Annotated in this window: 18 protein-coding genes and 1 other RNA gene; 9 read left to right on the top strand and 10 right to left on the bottom strand. The window is 68.0% G+C overall.

Going from position 1 to position 18,212, the window contains the following annotated elements:
* The first annotated feature begins 187 nt into the window (after positions 1 to 187).
* On the top strand, positions 188 to 1,105 hold the full coding sequence (locus B146_RS0110470; protein ID WP_019996388.1) for a sugar phosphate isomerase/epimerase family protein: 918 nt from the start codon (positions 188 to 190) through the stop codon (positions 1,103 to 1,105).
* Positions 1,106 to 1,148: 43 nt separating this feature from the next.
* Here the strand turns inward: B146_RS0110470 and B146_RS0110475 are convergent, their stop codons facing one another.
* The 6 genes from B146_RS0110475 to miaA all read right to left on the bottom strand — a co-directional run bounded on the left by B146_RS0110475 (position 1,149) and on the right by miaA (position 7,168).
* Complete coding sequence (locus tag B146_RS0110475; RefSeq protein ID WP_019996389.1) at positions 1,149 to 1,742, bottom strand: LysE family translocator; 594 nt, start codon at positions 1,740 to 1,742, stop codon at positions 1,149 to 1,151.
* 78 nt (positions 1,743 to 1,820) lie between these two features.
* Positions 1,821 to 2,402: an acetolactate synthase small subunit gene (gene ilvN / locus B146_RS0110480; protein ID WP_019996390.1), complete on the bottom strand. Its 582-nt coding sequence runs from the start codon at positions 2,400 to 2,402 to the stop codon at positions 1,821 to 1,823.
* 60 nt (positions 2,403 to 2,462) lie between these two features.
* The gene (locus B146_RS0110485; RefSeq protein ID WP_019996391.1) at positions 2,463 to 4,256 is read right to left on the bottom strand and encodes an acetolactate synthase 3 large subunit; all 1,794 of its coding nucleotides are present in this window, start codon (positions 4,254 to 4,256) and stop codon (positions 2,463 to 2,465) included.
* A 204-nt stretch (positions 4,257 to 4,460) separates the two neighbouring features.
* Positions 4,461 to 5,309, bottom strand: a complete 849-nt coding sequence (locus tag B146_RS25680) for a DUF1206 domain-containing protein (RefSeq protein ID WP_019996392.1) — start codon at positions 5,307 to 5,309, stop codon at positions 4,461 to 4,463.
* Between the two features lie 71 nt (positions 5,310 to 5,380).
* Positions 5,381 to 6,154: a transporter substrate-binding domain-containing protein gene (locus B146_RS0110495; protein WP_019996393.1), complete on the bottom strand. Its 774-nt coding sequence runs from the start codon at positions 6,152 to 6,154 to the stop codon at positions 5,381 to 5,383.
* 66 nt (positions 6,155 to 6,220) lie between these two features.
* The gene (gene miaA, locus B146_RS0110500) at positions 6,221 to 7,168 is read right to left on the bottom strand and encodes a tRNA (adenosine(37)-N6)-dimethylallyltransferase MiaA (RefSeq protein WP_019996394.1); all 948 of its coding nucleotides are present in this window, start codon (positions 7,166 to 7,168) and stop codon (positions 6,221 to 6,223) included.
* A gap of 18 nt (positions 7,169 to 7,186) precedes the next feature.
* On the opposite strand from miaA, the gene serB reads away from it, so the two are divergent.
* A complete protein-coding gene (gene serB, locus B146_RS0110505) occupies positions 7,187 to 8,068 on the top strand; it encodes a phosphoserine phosphatase SerB (protein WP_019996395.1) in 882 nt (293 codons plus the stop codon).
* A 17-nt stretch (positions 8,069 to 8,085) separates the two neighbouring features.
* Positions 8,086 to 8,643 carry a GNAT family N-acetyltransferase gene (locus B146_RS0110510; RefSeq protein WP_019996396.1) on the top strand — a complete coding sequence of 186 codons (558 nt, stop codon included), beginning with the start codon at positions 8,086 to 8,088 and terminating at the stop codon, positions 8,641 to 8,643.
* Positions 8,644 to 8,652: 9 nt separating this feature from the next.
* Here the strand turns inward: B146_RS0110510 and B146_RS0110515 are convergent, their stop codons facing one another.
* The 4 genes from B146_RS0110515 to B146_RS0110530 all read right to left on the bottom strand — a co-directional run bounded on the left by B146_RS0110515 (position 8,653) and on the right by B146_RS0110530 (position 13,569).
* Complete coding sequence (locus tag B146_RS0110515) at positions 8,653 to 10,332, bottom strand: Do family serine endopeptidase (RefSeq protein WP_019996397.1); 1,680 nt, start codon at positions 10,330 to 10,332, stop codon at positions 8,653 to 8,655.
* A 258-nt stretch (positions 10,333 to 10,590) separates the two neighbouring features.
* Complete coding sequence (gene hflC / locus B146_RS0110520) at positions 10,591 to 11,640, bottom strand: protease modulator HflC (protein ID WP_019996398.1); 1,050 nt, start codon at positions 11,638 to 11,640, stop codon at positions 10,591 to 10,593.
* On the bottom strand, positions 11,637 to 12,848 hold the full coding sequence (hflK, locus tag B146_RS0110525; RefSeq protein ID WP_019996399.1) for an FtsH protease activity modulator HflK: 1,212 nt from the start codon (positions 12,846 to 12,848) through the stop codon (positions 11,637 to 11,639). Before hflK ends, hflC begins: the two co-directional genes overlap by 4 nt.
* A gap of 178 nt (positions 12,849 to 13,026) precedes the next feature.
* Positions 13,027 to 13,569: a dihydrofolate reductase gene (locus B146_RS0110530; RefSeq protein ID WP_019996400.1), complete on the bottom strand. Its 543-nt coding sequence runs from the start codon at positions 13,567 to 13,569 to the stop codon at positions 13,027 to 13,029.
* Between the two features lie 213 nt (positions 13,570 to 13,782).
* Here B146_RS0110530 and thyX point away from each other — a divergent pair, with 213 nt between their 5' ends.
* From thyX to B146_RS29560, 6 genes are all read left to right on the top strand, one after another.
* Positions 13,783 to 14,730, top strand: coding sequence for an FAD-dependent thymidylate synthase (gene thyX, locus B146_RS0110535; protein WP_019996401.1), 948 nt, complete (start codon positions 13,783 to 13,785; stop codon positions 14,728 to 14,730).
* 85 nt (positions 14,731 to 14,815) lie between these two features.
* Positions 14,816 to 16,222, top strand: a complete 1,407-nt coding sequence (locus tag B146_RS0110540; RefSeq protein WP_019996402.1) for a CHASE3 domain-containing protein — start codon at positions 14,816 to 14,818, stop codon at positions 16,220 to 16,222.
* 93 nt (positions 16,223 to 16,315) lie between these two features.
* Positions 16,316 to 16,681: a transfer-messenger RNA gene (gene ssrA, locus B146_RS28325) on the top strand.
* Between the two features lie 50 nt (positions 16,682 to 16,731).
* Positions 16,732 to 17,337: an SspB family protein gene (locus tag B146_RS0110545; protein WP_019996403.1), complete on the top strand. Its 606-nt coding sequence runs from the start codon at positions 16,732 to 16,734 to the stop codon at positions 17,335 to 17,337.
* 6 nt (positions 17,338 to 17,343) lie between these two features.
* Entirely contained in the window at positions 17,344 to 17,535 is a 192-nt protein-coding gene (locus B146_RS0110550; protein ID WP_019996404.1) for a DUF4169 family protein, read from the top strand.
* A 9-nt stretch (positions 17,536 to 17,544) separates the two neighbouring features.
* A complete protein-coding gene (locus B146_RS29560; RefSeq protein ID WP_019996405.1) occupies positions 17,545 to 18,195 on the top strand; it encodes a ribbon-helix-helix domain-containing protein in 651 nt (216 codons plus the stop codon).
* Positions 18,196 to 18,212 lie beyond the last annotated feature (17 nt).

The raw sequence follows: 18,212 nt of genomic DNA on the forward strand, positions 1-18,212 counted from the left end.
GAGGGGTCGCAGAAATCGCCCCATTTGCCAAGCGGTCTCGTTCTGTTCTCGTCTCACTTCATGGGCCATTGCAAAACCGTCACGCAAGCGAACTATGAACCCGCTCGCCGCCGGTGGGCCCGCGAGCCCGAAAGATCGGGCCGCCCGCCGCCGGCTTCTCACAGCGTGCGACCCGAAGGATCATCCCATGTCCGGCATCATTTCCGCCGTCGGCTTCTGCAATCACACCGGACCGGGCGACCTGTCGACGCTCGACGCTTCCTTGCGCGCGGTCGCCGACACGGGCGCCGACGCCTGCGAGATCGGCATCTATGCCGAGGAGATCGTGGCGGGCGGGCGCATCATCGAGGAGCGGCTGAAGCGCGTCTCCGCCATCGCCGGCCAGTATTCGTTCCGCAAACTCTCGCTGCACGGGCAGATCGTGTCCAACTTCATGGACCGCGAGAACCTGCATCTCCAGAAGCGCGTCGTGCGGGCCATGCTCGAACTCTGCGACCGGCTCGGCGCGGGCGTTCTCGTGCATCATTGCGGCTCTGCTCAACTGGCGGAAGGCGAAAACGCCGGAGATCTCGACCGGATGGAGCGCGAGGCCCTCCACGAGATGGCCGAACTGGCCAAGGGCTACGGCACGCGCATCGTTCTGGAAAACATCTTCACCACCGCGCCCGGCCAGTATCGCCAGACACCCAGCGAAGTCGCGGCGACCGTGCGCGCCGTCGGCCACAGCCATCTCGCCGCGCTGATCGACTTCAGCCATGCCTATATCGAATCGAGCTACAAGGGCCTCGACTTCCGCCAGGAGCTTCGCGCCATGGCCGAGGTCGCGGGCCATCTCCATGTGCATGACAGTTTCGGCCTGCCCTACACGATGAAGACCTTCTACCACCCGGCGGAAGCGACGGCACTCGGCATCGGCGATCTGCACCTGCCGCTCGGCTGGGGCGACATCGCCTGGGAGGACATCTTCTCCGAACTCACCTTCCTGCCCGACACGACGCTCATCATGGAGATCGATTCGGGCCGCTTCGCCGCCGAGCAGCCGGCCTGCCTGGAGCGCGCCCGCAAGCTCGCCGACCTCGTCAACACGCGCGCGCAGGCCGCCTGACCGAACGCGCTTTCGGCCGAGCCCTCGACGCGCTCGGCCGGGATCAGCGCAGCATGGGCCAGATCGAGGCGACGAGCGCGAGGCCCATGGCGATGTTGAAGATGCGAAGGCGCCTGGGGTCCGACAGGAAACCGCGCAGGGCGACGCCGAAGCCGGCCCAGACCGAAACGCTCGGCAGGTTCACGATGGCGAAGGCCGTGCCGACGAGGACGACGGAAAGAACCGGCGCGTCGGCCTGCGTGTAGGCGCCCATGGCGACGAGAGCCATGGCCCAGGCCTTCGGGTTGACCCATTGGAACGCCGCCGCCTGCCCGAAGGTCAAAGGCTGGCCGCTCGCCCGCGCCTCGCCCATCGCGCCCGAGGTCGCGATCTTCCACGCGAGCCAGAGCATGTAGACGAGGCTCGCGAGTTTCAGCCCCGTCTGGAGCGCGGGAACGGCGTGAAGCAGCGCGCCCAATCCGAAACCGACCGACAGAAGCAGGACGAAGAAGCCGATGGCGATGCCCAGCATATGCGGGATCGTGCGGCGAAAGCCGAAATTCACGCCCGATGCCATGAGCATCATGTTGTTCGGCCCCGGCGTGACCGAGGAGACGAAGGCGTAGACGAGAAGGCCGAGAAACAGATCGAACGGCATGGGAAACTCCGGGCGCGCGCCATCGCGCCGCCCGGATCGGGCGGCGTCAGACGTCGAAAGGGGATCGGTCGGAAATCATCAGCTCTCGTGGGCCGCGTCGCGGCCGCGCGCCATGGCGGCGACGCCCGTGCGGCAGACCTCTACGAGGCCGAGCGGCGCCATGATCTGGATGAACTTCTCGATCTTGGAGCCCTTGCCGGTGATCTCGAAGACGAAATGGTCGGTCGTCGAATCCACCACCTTGGCGCGGAACACGTCCGACAGGCGCAGCGCCTCGACGCGGTCGTCGCCCTTGCCGGCGACCTTCACCAGCGCCAGCTCGCGCTCGATCGGACCATCGTCGCCGAGGCCCATGGCGGTCTTGGTGAGGTCCACCACGCGGTGAACCGGAACGATGCGGTCGAGCTGGCTTTTCAGCTGCTCGATGACCGGCGGCGCGCCGCGCGTCACCACCGTGATGCGCGACAGGTGCTTGTTGTGGTCGGTCTCGGAGACGGTCAGGCTCTCGATATTGTAGCCGCGCCCCGAGAACAGGCCGATGACGCGCGCGAGCACGCCCGGCTCGTTGTCGACCACGATCGACAGGGTGCGCGATTCGACGGAGGGCTTCTCGTCGGTGATGAAATAGGCGGAGGCCGGCGGCTGGACGGGTAGATTCATGACGGATGCTTCTCGAAGAACGAACGGGGATTGGCGGGGCTTATGCCCCGCCGCGCGATGTCAGACCAGAGCCTTGCCCTTGGCGTCGATCGCGTTCGCCACCACCTCGTCGCTCGCCTCGTCGGGAAGCAGGATCTCGTTATGCGCCTTGCCGCTCGGGATCATCGGGAAGCAGTTTTCCAGATTGGCGACGCAGCAGTCGAAGATGACCGGCCGGTCGACCGAGATCATCTCGTCGATCGCCGCATCCAGATCGCCCGCCTTTTCCGTGCGGATGCCGACGCCGCCATAGGCTTCCGCCAGCTTCACGAAGTCCGGCATCGCCTCCGAATAGCTGTTCGACAGGCGGTTGCCGTGGAGCAGCTGCTGCCACTGGCGGACCATGCCCATATACTGGTTGTTCAGGATGAAGACCTTGACCGGCGCGCCGTGCTGGACCGCCGTCGAGAGTTCCTGCGTCATCATCTGGATCGAGGCATCGCCGGCGATGTCGATGACGAGCGCATCTGGGTGCGCGATCTGGACGCCGACCGCCGCAGGCAGGCCGTAGCCCATCGTGCCGAGGCCCCCGGACGTCATCCAGCGGTTCGGCTCCTCGAAACCGTAGAACTGCGCGGCCCACATCTGATGCTGGCCGACCTCCGTGGTGATGAAGGTCTTGCGGTCCTTGGTCTTCTCGTAGAGCCGCTTGATCGCGTGCTGCGGCAGGATGATGTCGCCTTCCTGGCGATAGGCCAGGCAATTGCGCGCCTTCCAGCGGGCGATCTTCGCGTTCCAGTCGGCGAGCGCGGCCTCGTCGGCCTTCGCCCCGCTGTCGCGCCAGATCGAGACCATGGCCTCCAGGACATTCGCGACATCGCCGATGATCGGCAGATCGACGCGGACGTTCTTGTTGATGGAGGATGGGTCGATGTCGATATGGATCTTCTTGGAATTGGGCGAGAAGGCGTCCAGCCGGCCGGTGATGCGATCGTCGAAGCGCGCGCCGACGCAGATCATGACGTCGCACTCGTGCATCGCCAGATTGGCCTCGTAGGTGCCGTGCATGCCGAGCATGCCCAGCCACTTCTCGCCCGACGCCGGATAGGCGCCGAGGCCCATCAGGGTCGAGGTGATCGGGAAGCCGGTGAGGCCGACGATCTCGCGCAGGAGGCGCGAGGCTTCCGGCCCGGAATTGATGACGCCGCCGCCCGTGTAGAAGACCGGACGCTTGGCCGAGCGCATCAGCTCGACCGCCGCCTGGATGCGGCCGCGCTCGGCCTCGCGCTTGGGCTGATAGCGCTGCAGGGCGCGCGAGTGGTTCGGCGGCGTGTAGGTGCCGGTCGCGAACTGGACGTCCTTCGGAATATCGACGACGACCGGGCCGGGCCGGCCGGAGGTCGCGACATGGAAGGCCTCGTGCAGGATCTCGGCCAGATCCTCGACGCTCTTCACCAGCCAATTGTGCTTGGTGCAGGGGCGCGTGATGCCGACCGTGTCGCATTCCTGGAAGGCGTCGGAGCCGATCAGCGTCGTCGGGACCTGACCCGTGATGCAGACGAGCGGGATGGAATCCATCAGCGCGTCCTGCAGCGGCGTGACGGCATTGGTCGCGCCGGGGCCGGACGTGACCAGCATGACGCCCGGCTTGCCGGTGGAGCGGGCATAGCCTTCGGCCGCGTGGCCGGCGCCCTGCTCGTGGCGAACCAGAATGTGCTTGACCGCGCTCTGCTGGAACAGAACGTCGTAGATGGGAAGAACCGCGCCGCCCGGATAGCCGAACAGGTGCTCGACGCCATGATCCTTCATGGCCTGAACCACCATCTGAGCGCCCGTCATCTTGCGGGGGCCCGTCTCCATCATCAGATCGTTCATTGTGCGGCCTTCGTCTTCTTCGTGCCGGTCGGCGCTATCGCTTGGGAAATCTGGGCAATAAAAAAGGCCCTCCGAGGGGCCTTGGGTTGCGCACACGTGGCAAGAGCCGGACGGCCCTTAGACCGTCTCGCGTGTGCGCCTGCTTACGAGGAGAATGAGCTTCTTCGACATGGTGCTGGACGTTATTCCTCGATCCCCTCCCCGTCAAGCGCCCGAACGCGCCTTTTGAATGACCTCGCTGGGATCGAGGTCCGGCGAGCGAATGCGCCCGTAGCGCGCCAGAAGCAGCGCATAGGCGCCGAAGGCGACGAGCCCCAGTCCCGTGGCCGACAGGAGCAGCCAGCCATAGGGCCAGGAGCCGATCTCGCCGAGCGCATCCTCCAGCCCCGGCCGGTGGTCCGGTGTCCAGCGCGAAGCGCCGGTGAAGAACAGGACGGCGATGGCGGCGAAGACCATTCCGCGCGCGGCGAGCCCGAAGCGGCAGATGGCGATCATCCAGCGCGCATGGGCGGGCGGCAGCGAGAGAAAGCGCAGGAAGCTGCCGTCCCAGGCCTTCTTCACCTGCGCGCCGGCGACACCCAGCATGACCGCGGCCGCCGGCAGCGTGAACCAGGGGCCGAGGATCGCGCCCCAGCGGTTCAGGATGTCGGACCCGCCCTGCCCGCCGCCGGTCGAGACACCGAACAGGAGCGAGGCGGCGTAGAGCGCCAGGAACGTATAGGCGAGGCCCGACACGAAGCGGCCGATGCGCACGAAGATGCCCTTGGCCCCCGTGCCGTATCCGTCCGCGTCGAAGATCGCCTGGATGAAGCGCCAGAGCGCGAAACAGGGCAGAGCGATCACCAGGAGAACGAGCATGACGCCGCCGAAGGGCGAGCCGACGATGCGCGAGATCGCCTCCTCCTCGCTCAAGGTCGAACCGCTGGCAAAGGCCGTTCGGAAGGCGAAATAGCCGATCGTGATGAAGACGGCGGCCCGCGCGAGATAGCCGAGCCGCGCGCCCTTCTCGATCGCGTCGCGATGGTCGTGAATACCGACTGGCGTCGTGGACATGCTTACCCCCTCCGATCCGCTGAGAACGAAGGGTCGGCTCGCCCGGTTCCCAGGCGCGAAGGCAGCCCGCCTTACTTCAAGTTGGCGTCCACGATCCGGTCGAACTCGCCGGTGGCTTTCGCCAGATGCAGCCATTGATCGACATAGGCCTTGAAGGCGACGTCGCCGCGCGGCAGCACGATACCCATCTCGCCATATTGCAGGGGCTGGTCGGGGTTCACGGCGCACAGGCCCGGATGGAGCTTTTCCTGCAGCTTCACCTCCACCGATTCCGCCACCATCACGTCCGCCCGCCCTTCTAGGATTTCCTTGAAGATGACGCGGTTGTCGGGAAACAGCCGGATCTCGGCCTTGGTGAAATGGGCGCGGGCGAATTTCTCGTTCGTGCCGCCCGGGTTGACGACGACCCGCGTGCCCGGCTGGTCGATCGCGGCGACGCTCTGGTATTTCGACACGTCCTCGCAGCGCACGATCGGCGCCTTGCCGTTGACGAGATACATCTGGCTGAAGGCGACCTGTCGCTGACGCGGCAGCGTCACGGAAATGCCGCTCAAGGCCACGTCGCACTTGGCCTGGAAGTCGGCGAGAAGATCGGACCATTTGGTCGGCACGAAGACCGGCTCGGCGTCGAGCGACTGGGCGAGCGAGCGGGCGAGATCGATGTCGATGCCCACGAACTCGCCCTGATCGTCCGCCCGGTAGGAGAAGGGCCGATAGTCGCCCGTGGTGCAGACGTTCAGCACCTTGCGCTCGACGATCTGGTCGAGCCGGCTCGGCCCGTCAGTGGCGAAGGCAGGCGGTGCCAGGAGCGTCGCGGCAAGGAGGGCGGTGGCGAGTCTCTTCATCGGGGCAACCTTCGGGGGGCAGGAAAGTGGGCTCGATCCGAGGCTATCGCAGGACCTGCTCGGGCGTCATCCGGTTTCCCCCTCGCCCGCCCCCTTCCCGGCAGATCGGGAAAGTCTCGCCAGCGCCTCGGCCGGGTCGGCAAAGCGCAGCCAGCTCGCGTCGAACTGGTTGCGGAACCAGGTTTCCTGGCGCTTGGCATATTGGCGTGTGCGGGTGACGGAAAGGTCGCGCGCCTCGGCGAGGGTCAGTTCGCCCGCCCGCACGCGCGCGAGTTCCGAAACGCCGATCGCGCTGGCCGCAAGGCCCGTCGCGGCGCCCGGCCGCGCGGCGAAGGCGGCGGCTTCCGCCTCGGCCCCGTCCGCCAGCATGGCGTCGAAGCGCCGGGCGATGCGCTCGCGCAGGAGCGCGCGGTCCGGCGCGAGAACGAGCTTCAGCGCCGCCGCGCCGTCCACCAGCCCGGCACCCGCGCCGCGTTGCAGCCGGCTCAGCGGCGCGCCCGTCGTCTCGAAGAGTTCCAGCGCCCGAAGGATGCGCTGCGGGTCGCTCGGCCGCAGTTTGGCGGCGGCCTCCGGGTCACGCTCGGAAAGCACCGCGTGCAGCGCGGCCGGCCCCTCCTCGGCCATGCGCGCGCGCCAGCGCTCGCGGATCAGGGCCGGAACCTCCGGCAGGTCGTCGAAGCCGCCGGTGAGCGCGCGAAAGTAAAGCCCCGTTCCGCCGCAGAAGACCGGCACGAGGCCGCGCGCGCGAAGCTCGGGCAAGAGCGCCTCCACCTCGCGCAGCCAAGCACCGGCCGAATAGGGCTCGCCCGGCGCGACATGGCCGTAGAGACGGTGCTCGACCCCGCCCATCTCCTCCGGGGTCGGACGCGCGCTGAGGATGCGCAGACCCTCGTAGACCTGCATGGAATCGGCATTGACGACGACGCCCCCGACGCGGCGCGCCAGTTCCACCGCGAGGGCCGACTTGCCGCTCGCGGTCGGCCCCGCTATCAGGATCGCCTCCGGCTTTTCCATTCTCAGGCCCCGTTCCCCATGTTTGTCGTCACCCTTCTGTCGTCGCGGCGCGCGCCCCGCGTGTCGCGCACCCTGGTGAATGCCGCCGCCGACGAGATCGGCGAAGCCGAGATTCAATGGCTGGAGCCCGACATCGCCTGCGATCTCGTCACGCGCGCAAAGCCCTCGGATGAGACCGTGGACCGGCTGCGGCGGCTGGCGCTGGACGAGGCGGTGGACTGCGTGGTGCAGGAGGCAGCCGGGCGGCGCAAGCGGATTCTGATCGCCGACATGGACTCCACCATGATCGAGCAGGAATGCATCGACGAGCTGGCCGCCGCGATCGGCATCAAGGATCAGGTGGCGGGAATCACGGCGCGCGCCATGAACGGCGAGATCGCCTTCGAGCCGGCGCTGCGCGAGCGCGTCGCGCTCCTGCGCGACCTGCCGAGCTCGACCATCGCGGACGTGATCGAGCGGCATATCACGCTGGCCGAAGGCGGGCGGGAGCTCGTGGCCACGATGAACGCCAACGGCGCGCACACCGCGCTCGTCTCCGGCGGTTTCACGGCCTTCACGTCGGTCATCGCGGGCCGGCTCGGCTTTGCGGAAAACCGCGCCAATATCCTCAACATGACCGCCGACCGGCTGGACGGAACGGTGGCCGAGCCGATCCTCGGCGCCGAGGCCAAGCTTCTGGCGCTGCGCGAGATGGCCGCCAAGCTCGGCCTTTCGCCGGCCGACGCGATCGCGGTCGGCGACGGTGCCAACGACCTGCCGATGATCCTGGAAGCGGGCACGGGCGTCGCCATCCACGCCAAGCCCGCCGTCGCGGCCAAGGCGCCGATCCGCATCGACCATGGCGACCTCACCGCCCTCCTGTTCATCCAGGGCTACCGGGCGAGCGACTTCCGGAGCTGAAGGGAGAGGCGACGCCGATGGAGGGCCTGCGCACCGAACGGCTGATGCTGCGGCGCTGGCTGGAAAGCGACCGCGCCGTCTTTCACCGTTTGAACAGCGACCCCGAGGTCATGCGCTTCTTTCCGCAGCGCATGAGCCGGGCCGAGGCGGACGCCACGATGGACCGCTGGAACGCCGATCTGGAAGCGGACGGCATGAGCTTTCTCGCCGCCGTGCGGCGCGACGATCGCCGCATCGTCGGCGTGATCGGCCTGGCCCCCGTGACCGAGCCGATCTACGATTTCGCGCCCAGCGTCCAGATCGGCTGGCGTCTCCTGCCGGAGGCGCAAGGGCACGGCTATGCCACCGAGGGCGCTCGCGCCTGCCTCGCCTTCGGCTTCGGGATGCTGGCACTGCCCGAGATCGTCTCGCAATGCGTGGCGGAGAACGTCGCGTCTTCGGCCGTGATGGAGCGGCTCGGCCTGCGCTTTCGCCGGACGTTCGATCATCCTCGCATCGTGGCGCGCGCCCATCCGCATCTCCTGCGCCACAGCCTCCACGGGCTGCGGCGCGAGGAATGGCTGGAGCGCGCCTGAAGCGGCCTCTCAGTCGATCGGCACCACGACGAGGCGAAGGTCGCCGGAGCGGTCGGCCACCAGAAGCAGCGCGTTCTTGCGACCGTCCGACTTGGCCTTGGCGAGCTTGGCGCGCGCGTCCTCGGCGGTCTGCACCTTCTCCTGACCGATCTCGCGGATCGTCATGCCCGCCTCGAGCCCCTTTTCGGCGGCCGCCGAATTGGCCTCGACCTCGGTGATGACGACGCCCGAGGCCTCGGCCGGCAGGTCGAAGCGCTTGCGCGTCTCGTCGCTGAGATCGCCGACGGTGAGGCCGAGCATCGGGCCGGGCGCGGCCTCCTCGCCGTCCTCGACACTCTGCTCCTCGCCCTGGTCGGTCTGGTTCTCGGCCTCGTCGCCCGCCTCCTCCAAGCGGCCGAGCGTCACCTCGACCTCGACCGGAACGGCCGGCGCGTCGAGGCTCTGCTTGCGCAGGATCGCGAGTTTCACGACCTTGCCGACCGGCGTTTCGGCGACCATGCGCGGCAGGTCGCGCGAGGTCGCGACGCGCTTGCCGTCGAACTCGCGAATGACGTCGCCGATCTCGATCTTGCCGGTGTCGGACGGCCCCTGGGGCACGACGCCCATCACCAGCGCGCCGGCCGCGCTCGGCAGGCCCAGGCTCTCCGCGATCTCGTCCGTCACTTCCTGAAGCCGGAGGCCGAGCCAGCCGCGCCGCGTTTCGCCGAATTCGCGAAGCTGGGCGACGACGTTCTGCGCCAGAAGCGAGGGAATGGCGAAGCCGATGCCGATCGAGCCGCCGGTGGGCGAGATGATCGCCGTGTTGATGCCGACCACCCGGCCATACATGTCGAAAAGCGGGCCACCCGAATTGCCGCGATTGATGGCGGCGTCGGTCTGGATGAAATTGTCGTAGGGACCGGCATTGATGTTGCGCCCGCGCGCCGAAACGATGCCGACCGTGACCGAGCCGCCGAGGCCGAACGGATTGCCGATCGCCATGACCCAGTCGCCGATCCGAACCTGTTCGCTGTCGCCGAACGGAACGGCGGGCAGCGGCGCTTCGGGCTCGACCTTCAGGACGGCGATGTCGGTCTTGCTGTCGATGCCGAGGATCTTGGCGTCGAGCTTCTTGCCGTCTGCGAAGTTGACGCTGATCTCGTCGGCATCGGCGATGACGTGATTGTTGGTGACGATGATGCCGGACGGGTCGATCACGAAGCCCGAGCCAAGCGACTGCACCTTGCGCGTGCCGTCCGAATTCTCGCCCTGCAGCAGGTCGTCGAAGAACTTCTGCAAGGGAGAGCCGTCGGGCGCGTTGAGCGGCGGCACGGGCGCGGACGGGGCGGGCGTGTCCTCGCCGTCGGTCTCGTCGTCTTCGTCGTCGGCGGCGTCCCCCTTCTCCACGGTCTGCGAGGTGGAGATGTTGACGACGGCGCCGAGCAGCCGTTCGGCGAGATCGGCGACCGAGGCCGGCCCCTGCATGCGCGGCTGGGCGGAGCCGGGCGCGGGCGGCGCGGCCGGGACCCCGGCGGCATTCGGGTTCACGCCCTCGGCGGCCGGCGGCTGGGGCGCGATGGACTGGCCTTCGGAGGGCGGCGCGATCACCCCTTGCGCGAAGGCCGGCAGCGGCATCGCGGCGACCGAGGCCAGAAGCAGGGCCAGGGCACGAACAGACCGACGCGGGCGGCGGGAGGGTGTCTCGTTCATCAAGCGTTCCGTGCCGTTTCAGCCAGAGGGGTCGCCGCGCTCTGATCGCCGCGCGCAAGGCCCGAGCGGGCCGACGCGGGATTCGGCCATTGTGTGAGGCAAGCGGATAAAAGCGACCGAATCAAGAAGCCCGGGCCGCCATCCCCCGGTCTCTCGGTCGCAGGTGGTTAAGGGCCCGGACAAGGGCGAGGGCGAAGGCGAGGCCCCCGAAACGAAACCGCCCGCGTCTTGCGACGCGGGCGGCAGGGTCGATCCGTCTCAGTTGGCGGGCGCGGCGGCCGGCGCCGCGTCCGGTGCGGCGGGCGGAGCCGCGGGAGGCGCTGCCGGGGCGGCGGGAGCCGCGGGAGCCTCCGGCGGGGTCGCCGCCGCTGGCGCAGCGGAGGCGTCCGCCCCCGCTCCGGTCGAGGCCGGCCGCGACGTCAGGTTGCCCCGCGCGGTGCCGGATTCGAAGTAGCGGAAGAAGTCCGTGTCGGGCGACAGGACCATGGTCGTCCCGCCCTTCGACATGGCCTCGCGATAGGCCTGGAGCGAGCGGTAGAACTCGAAGAACTCCGGGTCGCCCTGATAGGCGGCGGCCAGGATCGAGTTGCGCTCGGCCTCGCCCTCACCCTGAAGGATGGTGGCGTCGCGCCGTGCGGCGGCGACGGTCTGCGTCACCTGACGATCGGCGCCGGCGCGGATCTCGCGCGCCGACACGCGGCCACGGGCACGAACCCGCTCGGCCTCGGCCAGACGCTCGGCGCGCATCCGGGCATAGGTCTGCTGCGAGACTTCCTGGGTCAGGTCGGTGCGGCGGATGCGCACATCGATGAGATCGAGGCCGAGCTGAGCCGCGTCGGGGCGGATCTGATCGCGCACTTCCACCATCATCTGCCCGCGCTCTTCCGATAGGGCCGACTGGAAGTCGCGAAGACCGTAGACCCGGCGGATCGCCGCGTCGAAGCGCGTGCGCAACCGCTGTTCGGCCTGCTGCACCGAGCCCGACAGGGTCTGTCGGAAGCGGGCCGCGTCGGAGATGCGGTACACGAGGAAGGCGTCCACCTCGTAGAAGGCGCCACCCGAAACCTGAACGCGGATATTGTCGAGATCGAGCCGCAGGAGGCGGTTCGGCAGCATGCTGACATTGTCGGCGCCGGCGAAGGAGAAGGGCAGCTTGAAGTTCAGGCCGGGCTCCGTGACGACGCGCTGGATCTGACCGAAGCGCGTGACCACGCCCTGCTCGCCCTCGCGCACCACGAAGGCGGAATTCCACACCACGAACAGAACGAGGGCGATCGCGACGAGAACGCCATAGAAGCGATTGCTCATCGGTTGCCCCCCTGTCCGAGCGTCGTCGTGCCCGTGTTGCTGCCGGCGGAGACGGCCGGCGCGCGCGCCGAGACGTTGGCGGGCGCGCTGGTCTGGCCTGTCGTGCCGGCCGGGGCGCCTGCGCCGGGCTGGCGCGGCTGCTGCAGTTCGTTCAGCGGCAGATAGGGAACGACGCCCGATCCGCCCGAGGTCTGGCGATCCATGATGACCTTGTTGGAATTGCCGAGCACGCTCTCCATCGTTTCCAGATAGAGACGTTCGCGCACGATGGCGGGCGACCGGCGATATTGTTCGAGGATCGCGGTGAAGCGCTGCGCGTCACCCTGCGCTTCCTGCACGACGCGGTCCTTGTAGGCGGCGGCGTCCTCGCGAACCTGCACGGCCTCGCCCTGGGCGCGGCCGATCTGCTCGTTCGAATAAAGGCGCGCTTCCTCGATGAACTGCGATTCGTTCTGTTCGGCGCGCTGCACCTCTTCGAACGCATCGGCGACTTCGGACGGAGGCGCGGCTTCCTCGATCGAGATCGCGTTCACCACGAGGCCCGTGCCGTAGGCGTTGAGCGTCGTCTGCGTGATCTGGCGGACCTGCTCGGCGATGCCGGCGCGATCGTCGCGGAAGACGTCCTCCACCGGACGGCGGCCGACCACTTCGCGCATTGCGCTCTCGGCGACCTGACGCAGAAGCGACTGCGGGTCCTGCACGTTGAACAGATAGGCCCGAGGGTCCTCTACCGCGTAGAGCACGGCGAACTGGACATCGACGATGTTCTGATCGCCCGACAGCATCAGGCCGGAGGAATCGACGCCGCGCTGGCCGCTGCCGATCGTGATCTGGTTTTCGACGATCGGAACCGTCTCGACCGTTTCGAAGGGCCACATCACGAAGTGAAGGCCGGGCTCGGAGAGTTCCTGGCGCGGCTTGCCGAACAGGAGCTCGACGCCGACCTCGTCCGGCTGGACGGTGTAGACGGCGTTCATCAGCCAGACGACCGCCAGACCCGCGACCGCGAGGCCGGCGATGGCGAGGCCGCCGCCCGAACCGCCCGAACCGGAGCCGCCGGGCATGGCGCGGCGCAGCCGGTCCTGACCACGGCGCAGGATGTCCTCGAGATCAGGCGAGTTGTTGCCGCCGGGCCTTGGTCCTTGCGGCCCCTGGCCCCATGGGCCGCCGCCGCCGCCGCCCTTCCCCGTCTGATTGCTCCAGGGCATGAATGTCCTTCCGGTCGATGGCCGGGCGCGCATGGGCGCCCTGGCACGTCAAAGTCGTCGAAATGCTTATAGGAACTCGAAAATACGCTTTCAACGCGGGCCCCTCCGTTTCGGGCGCCGCGTGCAAGGCATGGTTAGCGGCGCGCTTCGCTTGGTCGCGCTTGCGCCTCGCCCCGCTTCAGCGCGCGGCGGAGACGCTGGGACGCGCCCAGGTCTCGAAGCGGATCGCGGCGCTATCCCTCGGATTTCGTGGCGGAGTCCGGGTTTCCAGCAACTGGAAGCCTTGATCCTCGAAGACCGGAAAGAACGTGTCGCCCTCGGGCTCGGCATCGACGCGGGTGAGTTCGATCCGGTCGGTCAGCGGCAGAAAGGCGCGGTAGAGTTCCCCTCCCCCCGCCATCACGATTTCGTTCGCGCCGCGCGAGGCGGCCATCATCCGGGCGGCCTTGATCGCCGTCTCCGCGTCCGTCACGGCGAGGACGCCCGGCGCCTCGAAGCCGGCCTGCCGGGTGAGGACGATCGTGTCCCGGCCCTCCAGCGCCTTGCCGATGCTCTCGAAGGTCTTGCGGCCCATGATCATCGGCCGGCCGAGCGTGCGTTCGCGGAAATGCCGGAGATCGGTCGGCAGCGTCCAGGGCATCTCGCCGCGCCGGCCGATCACGCGGTTCCTGGCCATGGCGACGACCGCGACGAGCTGGGGGAGAGGATCGGGCTGGGACATGGGGGACGCTTTCCGTTGGTCCGCCCTTACCTAGAAACGCCCTGCGTCAAAGGTAGCGTTCGCCTCGGCTCGCGGCGTCGCAAGCGCGTCGCATCGGCATGATTAGGGAGACCTTAACGACGCGCCTTTCATAAAGGAGGCGAAGCAAGACAACCCGCAGCCGAGCGTCGGGTCCGGCACCTGAGCCGGCGCGCCGGAACAGGAGGCCGATCCGTGAGCCAGTTCACCAGCGAGCAGATCGCGGAGATCGAACAGCTGCGCGCGGCGCGCTCGGCGACCATCCGTCCCGTGTCGGAAGGGCTGGAGGCGATTCTCCATCAGCCCATTCCCGTGCTCGACCACGGCTTCGTGCGCGTCGTCGACTATATGGGCAATGACGACGCCGTGGTGCAGGCGGCCCGCGTGTCCTACGGGCGCGGCACCAAGCGCGTCTCGGAAGATCGCGGCCTCATCAACTATCTCCTGCGCCATTGGCACACGACGCCCTTCGAAATGGCGGAGATCAAGCTTCACGTGAAGCTGCCGATCTTCGTGGCGCGCCAGTGGATTCGCCACCGCATGGCGAGCGTGAACGAATATTCCGCGCGCTACTCCGTGCTCGACCGCGAGTTCTACATCCCCGAGCCGCAGCATCTGGCCGCCCAGTCCGCCTCCAACCGGCAGGGGCGCGGCGAGATCCTGGAAGGCGACGAGGCCGCCGAGGTGCTCGATCTCCTGCGCCGCGACGCGGGCCGCGCCTATGACGACTACGCCTTGATGCTGAACGAGGACGGCACGGATGCCGGCCGCAAGGGTCTGGCGCGCGAGCTGGCGCGCATGAACCTGTCGCTCAACTTCTATACCCAATGGTACTGGAAGGCGGACCTGCACAATTTCATGAGCTTCCTGCGCCTGCGCGCCGATCCGCACGCGCAGTACGAAATCCGCGCCTATGCCGATGTGATGATCGACATTCTGAAGCGCTGGGTGCCGATCACGCACGAGGCTTTCCTGGAGCACCGCTTCGGCGCGGCGCATCTTTCGGCGACCGCGCTCGCCGCCGTGCGCCGAATGATCGCAGGCGAGACGCTCGATCAAGTGTCGAGCGGACTCACCAAGCGCGAATGGGGCGAGCTTTGCGCCGTTCTCGATCTCGAGGAAGGCGCAGCGGCCCCGCGCTGATTTCCTCTTCCTCCTCCCGCAACCTCGCTCGCAGTACGGGCGCGCCGCCCTATCTTCCCGTCGCTTAACCGAGCGAGGACGAGGGATGGCCGCGGGGACGACAAGCGCACAACGGGCGATTCCCACGCTGCCGCTCACCGTGGTTCTGGCGGGCGTCTCGTCCGTTCTCCTCCTGATCGTCGCCTCCGTCGCCATCTGGTCGAGCACCATGGCGCGCGGCGGCGTGGAAGGCCTGCGGGAAACCTCGGTCGTGCAGTCGAGCGCGCTGACCTTTCTCAGCCGCCTTCAGGACGCCGAAACCGGCCAGCGCGGCTATCTTCTCACCGGCAATGCGTCCTTTCTGGAACCCTACGAACGATCGGTCGGGCTGGTGCCGTCCGATCTGGCGCGGCTGAAGTCCGCGACATCCGATGATCCCGACCTGATGCGCGAGGTCGCGCGGCTCGACGGGCTTCTGGCGCGCAAGATCGAGGAACTGACCCGCACCGTCATGCTGGTGCGCGAGAACCGGCGGGCCGATGCGCTCGCCCTGGTGTCGGCCGCCGGCGGCAAGGAGGCGATGGACGACATCCGCCTTCTCGTGCGCCACATCCTCGAAACCGAGGACATGAAGCAGATCGAGCGCGAGACGGAGCTGGCGCACTGGACGCGCCTGTCGACGCTGGCGATCGCCGCCTCCGCGCTGGTCGCCCTCGTTCTCGTCGCCGTCACCTTCCGGCTCGGGCAACGGCAGTTCGCGGTGTCCGAGGACATGCGTCTTCGACTGGCCGAGGCCAACGATCGGCTGGAAAACGAGGTGGAACGGCGCACCGCCGAGGCGGAGGCGGCGCGCGCCGAGGCCATCCGCGAAGCCGAGCGCGCCGTGGCGGAGCGCTCGCGTGTCGAGCTTCTCCTGCAGGACGTCAATCACCGCGTCGGCAACAATCTCGCCATGGTCTCGGGGATGCTCGGCCTCCAGATTTCTGCCACCGCCGACGCCGACACCAAGCGGCAATTGCGCGCGGCGCAGGAGCGCGTCGCGACGATCGCCAACGCCCAGCGCCGCTTGCGGCTGCGCGACGACCTGTCCTCCACGCGTGCCGACGAGATCGTGGCGAACACGATCGCCGATCTTCGCGCGACGCTCGGTCACGACCGGCCGATCGAGATCGAGACCCGGCTGGAGCCCCTCGCGATGGACGGGCGCGACGCGATCCATCTGGCGATTCTCACCAACGAGATCGCCATGAACGCGGTGAAACACGCCTTCGAGGGGCGCGAGGGCGGGCGCATCCGCGTCACGCTCGGCCAGGCCGACGCGGGCATCCGCCTCGTGGTGGAGGATGACGGGCGCGGAATGCCGGACGGGGGCGGCGGCCGGGGGAGCCTCGGCACCAAGCTCATCACGCGCCTGACGCGCCAGTTCGGCGGCGAACCCCTGATTTCGGCCGCCGAGGGCGGAGGAACCCGGATCGAGCTGACCCTGCCGGACCTCGCCGCCTCCCCGGCCTGATCCCTCCCGCCGCAGGATCGTGCCCGATGCCGATGCCGATGCCGATGCGCGGGGCGAGCGATCCTTACGCAGAGATTGCAGGATGCGATTTCTGCCCTTTCCACCTCTGCCGCGAATGCCTATATTGGCCGTGCCGGACTTGATCCGGCTATGGCAATAAACGGCCGATGTAATAAACCTTTCGGACCCGGGGGCGGTACCCGGCGCCTCCACCTGAGCCCACCGGCGAGCTTGCGCTCGTGGGTTGAGGCGGGGGCGAAATAGGATCGACGAGGGCGTAAAGATCGGACTTTTGCTCGGCATGGTACCACCGTCATCGGGCTGTTAAAATAGTTGCCAACGACAACTATGCGGAAGCCCGTCTCGCCGCTTAATGCGGTGCGATAGCTTCAATTCAAGCCCTAGTGGTTCGCACTTCTAGGCGGGGCTCGGAGGCGCCTGGCAACAGAAGCCTCCACTTGTTTCTAGGGCGCCCGCGAGGTGCCATGTCTGCGAGTTCAGGACGACCGATGGGTCAGGATCTTATCCGTTACGATGTTCTGGCGCAGGACGCGCTGCGCGGTGTCATCCGCAAGGTGCTGGGCGAGGTCGTGAAGACCGGCCTGCCCGGAGATCATCACTTCTTCATCACCTTCCTGACCTCGGCTCCCGGCGTGCGCGTGTCGTCGCGCCTGCGCGAGAAGTATCCCGAGCTGATGACCATCGTCATCCAGCATCAATATTGGGACCTGTCGGTCAACGACACGGCCTTCGAGGTCGGCCTTTCCTTCTCCGATATCCCGGAGCGCCTGCTGATTCCGTTCAGCGCGATTCGCGGCTTCTACGATCCGGCCGTCAATTTCGAGCTGGAATTCGACGTGCGCGACATGGACGCGGCGAATTCGCAGAACGAGGAGCCCTCCGCGCCGACCGCGCTCGCCCCTGTGCCGAGCACCCCTGCCCCGGTCGTCGCCGTGGCGCCGGCCAAGGCGCCCGCCAAGAGCGCGGGTTCAGCCAAGGCCGCTGGCAAGGACGCGCCGAAGGAAGCTGCCGGCGAGGCTGCTCCCGCAGAGGAGAAGCCGGCCGAGAAATCCGCCGACGTCGTTTCGCTGGACGCCTTCCGCAAGAAGACCTGATCCGGCATGGGCGAGGTCGTGAACCTGCGCCTCGCGCGCAAGCGCTCCGAGCGGGCGGCGGCCGAAACCAGGGCCGCCGAGAACCGCGCCCGGCACGGGCGCGGCAAGGCCGAGCGCGAACGCGAAGCCATCGAGAAGAGCCGGGCCGAGCGCGATCTCGACGGCGCGCGCCGCGATCCACCCTCGAAGCCGGACTGAGCGCCGGGAATGACCGAGAAGCGCTCGCTCTCGATTCGGGGCCATCGTACCTCCATCAGCATCGAAGAACCCTTCTGGGCGGAGTTGAAGCGCCTCGCCGCGCGCCGGGGCCGCTCTCTGGCCGATCTCGTGGCCGCGATCGACGGCGAGCGCGATCCCGACACCAATCTGTCCTCCGCGATCCGCCTCCATGTTCTCGCCGCGACGCAGGCGCGCGCCGAAACGCCGTTCGAGCGTGGCGATCCCGCCCATGTCATGCTGTCGCATGTCTATATCGGCGTTCGCGATTTCGACCGCGCCCTGCGCTTCTGGGCCGCCGTCGCGCGCGAGATGAACCTGCGCTTTCGCTTCGAGGAGCCCGAGCGCGGCTGGGCCGGATGGCAGCCCGCCGAAGCGGACCGCCCGCTCTTTCTGATCGGCCGCCCCTTCGACGGCGAGCCCGCCTCCGTCGGCAACGGCGCCATGGTGGCCTTCCAGCTCGGCTCGCGCGAGGCGGTGGACAAGACCCATGCGCTCGCCCTGGCGCTGGGCGGTCAGGACGAAGGCGCGCCGGGCCCGCGCCCGCACTACCACCCCCATTATTACGGCGCCTATTTCCGCGATCCCGACGGCAACAAGATCGGCCTCGCCTGCCACCGGCCGGAACCGGAGATGCGGTAGCGTCCGCTTCCTGAGAC

The sequence above is a fragment of the Aureimonas ureilytica DSM 18598 = NBRC 106430 genome, from assembly GCF_000382705.1.
In the GTDB taxonomy this organism is placed as follows: Bacteria; Pseudomonadota; Alphaproteobacteria; order Rhizobiales; family Rhizobiaceae; genus Aureimonas; species Aureimonas ureilytica.

Excerpts from the sequence above, each read along its gene's own strand:
- B146_RS0110515 (WP_019996397.1), bottom strand. The coding sequence starts at position 10,332 with ATGAACGAGACACCCTCCCGCCGCCCGCGTCGGTCTGTTCGTGCCCTG.
- hflK (WP_019996399.1), bottom strand. The coding sequence starts at position 12,848 with ATGCCCTGGAGCAATCAGACGGGGAAGGGCGGCGGCGGCGGCGGCCCA.
- serB (WP_019996395.1), top strand. The coding sequence starts at position 7,187 with ATGTTTGTCGTCACCCTTCTGTCGTCGCGGCGCGCGCCCCGCGTGTCG.
- B146_RS0110545 (WP_019996403.1), top strand. The coding sequence starts at position 16,732 with ATGGGTCAGGATCTTATCCGTTACGATGTTCTGGCGCAGGACGCGCTG.
- B146_RS0110470 (WP_019996388.1), top strand. The coding sequence starts at position 188 with ATGTCCGGCATCATTTCCGCCGTCGGCTTCTGCAATCACACCGGACCG.
- B146_RS0110495 (WP_019996393.1), bottom strand. The coding sequence starts at position 6,154 with ATGAAGAGACTCGCCACCGCCCTCCTTGCCGCGACGCTCCTGGCACCG.
- B146_RS0110530 (WP_019996400.1), bottom strand. The coding sequence starts at position 13,569 with ATGTCCCAGCCCGATCCTCTCCCCCAGCTCGTCGCGGTCGTCGCCATG.
- B146_RS0110510 (WP_019996396.1), top strand. The coding sequence starts at position 8,086 with ATGGAGGGCCTGCGCACCGAACGGCTGATGCTGCGGCGCTGGCTGGAA.
- hflC (WP_019996398.1), bottom strand. The coding sequence starts at position 11,640 with ATGAGCAATCGCTTCTATGGCGTTCTCGTCGCGATCGCCCTCGTTCTG.
- miaA (WP_019996394.1), bottom strand. The coding sequence starts at position 7,168 with ATGGAAAAGCCGGAGGCGATCCTGATAGCGGGGCCGACCGCGAGCGGC.
- B146_RS0110540 (WP_019996402.1), top strand. The coding sequence starts at position 14,816 with ATGGCCGCGGGGACGACAAGCGCACAACGGGCGATTCCCACGCTGCCG.
- B146_RS29560 (WP_019996405.1), top strand. The coding sequence starts at position 17,545 with ATGACCGAGAAGCGCTCGCTCTCGATTCGGGGCCATCGTACCTCCATC.
- ilvN (WP_019996390.1), bottom strand. The coding sequence starts at position 2,402 with ATGAATCTACCCGTCCAGCCGCCGGCCTCCGCCTATTTCATCACCGAC.
- B146_RS0110475 (WP_019996389.1), bottom strand. The coding sequence starts at position 1,742 with ATGCCGTTCGATCTGTTTCTCGGCCTTCTCGTCTACGCCTTCGTCTCC.
- B146_RS25680 (WP_019996392.1), bottom strand. The coding sequence starts at position 5,309 with ATGTCCACGACGCCAGTCGGTATTCACGACCATCGCGACGCGATCGAG.
- B146_RS0110485 (WP_019996391.1), bottom strand. The coding sequence starts at position 4,256 with ATGAACGATCTGATGATGGAGACGGGCCCCCGCAAGATGACGGGCGCT.
- B146_RS0110550 (WP_019996404.1), top strand. The coding sequence starts at position 17,344 with ATGGGCGAGGTCGTGAACCTGCGCCTCGCGCGCAAGCGCTCCGAGCGG.